The 1,597-nt window shown below is 42.6% G+C and carries 1 protein-coding gene; it reads right to left on the bottom strand.

Annotation, left to right across the window (positions count from 1 at the left end; all coding sequences use genetic code 11):
- Positions 1–132: 132 nt before the first annotated feature.
- The gene (locus HFD99_RS24725; RefSeq protein WP_039277347.1) at positions 133–1,341 is read right to left on the bottom strand and encodes an IS110 family transposase; all 1,209 of its coding nucleotides are present in this window, start codon (positions 1,339–1,341) and stop codon (positions 133–135) included.
- Positions 1,342–1,597 lie beyond the last annotated feature (256 nt).

Genomic DNA, 1,597 nt, shown 5'->3' with positions numbered 1-1,597 from the left:
GCTATACCAGCTAATAGCTTGTCAAGATTACCAGTAAAGTGATTCTAAATCATGTGGTATAGTTAAAATGAGCATGCCAAATAACCCTCCAATTTCCGTTGTGTCTTGGAAGGTTATGCCAATGATAATCTTTTAAATTGGACGAAATTCCTTTTTGTTTTTCAAGATTGCATAAAGCCAATGGATGAGCTTATTTGCACATGCGATTAGAGCTACTTTATGTGGTTTTCCTTCTGCTCTCTTGCGATCATAGAACGCTTTGAGTCGCATATTTCGGGAGCGTATAAGCCCACACTGGACAGCCATTACCAGTGCGTAACGCAACTGCCTGGAACCACGTTTCGTGATTCGGTTTCGAGTTGCTGTAAATTTACCGGAAGCAAAGACACTCGGGTCAATGCCTGCAAAAGCTACTAGCTTTTTAGGATGATCAAATCGGTCGACTTCTCCAATTTCAGATAAAATTGTTGCAGCAATTTTATGCCCAATACCGGGAATCGACTGAATTAATTCATACTCTTCAATTTCTTCAGCCAGAGCATCTATGTTCTGTTCCAGTTCAGCAAGATGCTCTTGGTACTGAAGAATAAGGGTGATAAGAACTTTCAAATTGATTAAGTGGCTTGCATACATGGTTTGCTGAAATGGGTTTTGCTTTGCCGCGTCTAGCAGTCGCTGAACCCGTTGGTTAATCCAGCCCTCTGAACGCCCCCGTTTCGAAGAAAGTAGTTCTTTCATCTTAGCTTTGAGTGTAATTTCATCCGTCTGCAAAACTGAATATGAGGTTGGAAATTTACTTAAAAACCGTAGTGAAATACGGGAATACATAGCTCCAAAGACGCCTTTGTAAGCTGGGAAAACCTGATCTAAAACGGCTTGGAATTGCAGCTTCGTCTGTACACACATCTTTGAAAGGGACTCATACTGTCTTGTAAGATAGCGCAGATTGAGAAGTTGCACACCTCTTTTTTTAAAAGGTTCAAACTCTTCCTTGTAGTACAACTCTCCCAATAGGTAAGCGTCCGCAGCATCCGTCTTTACTTTACGAAGTTGAGACTTTCTAAGCCGATTTGAGATGAGCGGATTAATGATAATGTAAATGTAGTGATGTTCTTCTAGGAACTGAACAACGGGACTTTGGTAATGGCCGGTTGCTTCTAGAATAAGCAGAGGACGTAGTTTGGATGCAGTCTCAACATCCTTCAAAACTTGATGTAAATTTGCTAGGCCATCACGAGTGTGCTCGAAGTAGAATGTCCCTCTGAAGGGCTTTCCGCGCGCTAAAAAGGCTTGTCCATGACTTTCTTCTTTTGAAATATCTAGACCGACAACTGGATTCATTTCATCTCTCCCTGTAAGTTTAGGTTCCCCGGCATCCCTAAGGTTCTTCTTGTCGCTCCATAGCATCGCTTGTTATACGGGATCTTACGTCCCAACCAGCCTCAATCATGGTCATGACAAGTAGGGCGAACACTATAGCGCTCGGGATCAAGTCCCACGGGCAGGTACGTTCGACCAGGCTACCTTAATCCTCTATGCAAATGAAAAAAGGATCAACCAGAAAGAACTGGTTGATCTCATAATACGAACGGGCAGG

It is taken from the genome of Paenibacillus sp. EKM301P, from assembly GCF_011800295.1.
GTDB lineage: Bacteria > Bacillota > Bacilli > Paenibacillales > Paenibacillaceae > Paenibacillus > Paenibacillus polymyxa.
This window is presented reverse-complemented; position numbering and strand designations above follow the sequence as displayed.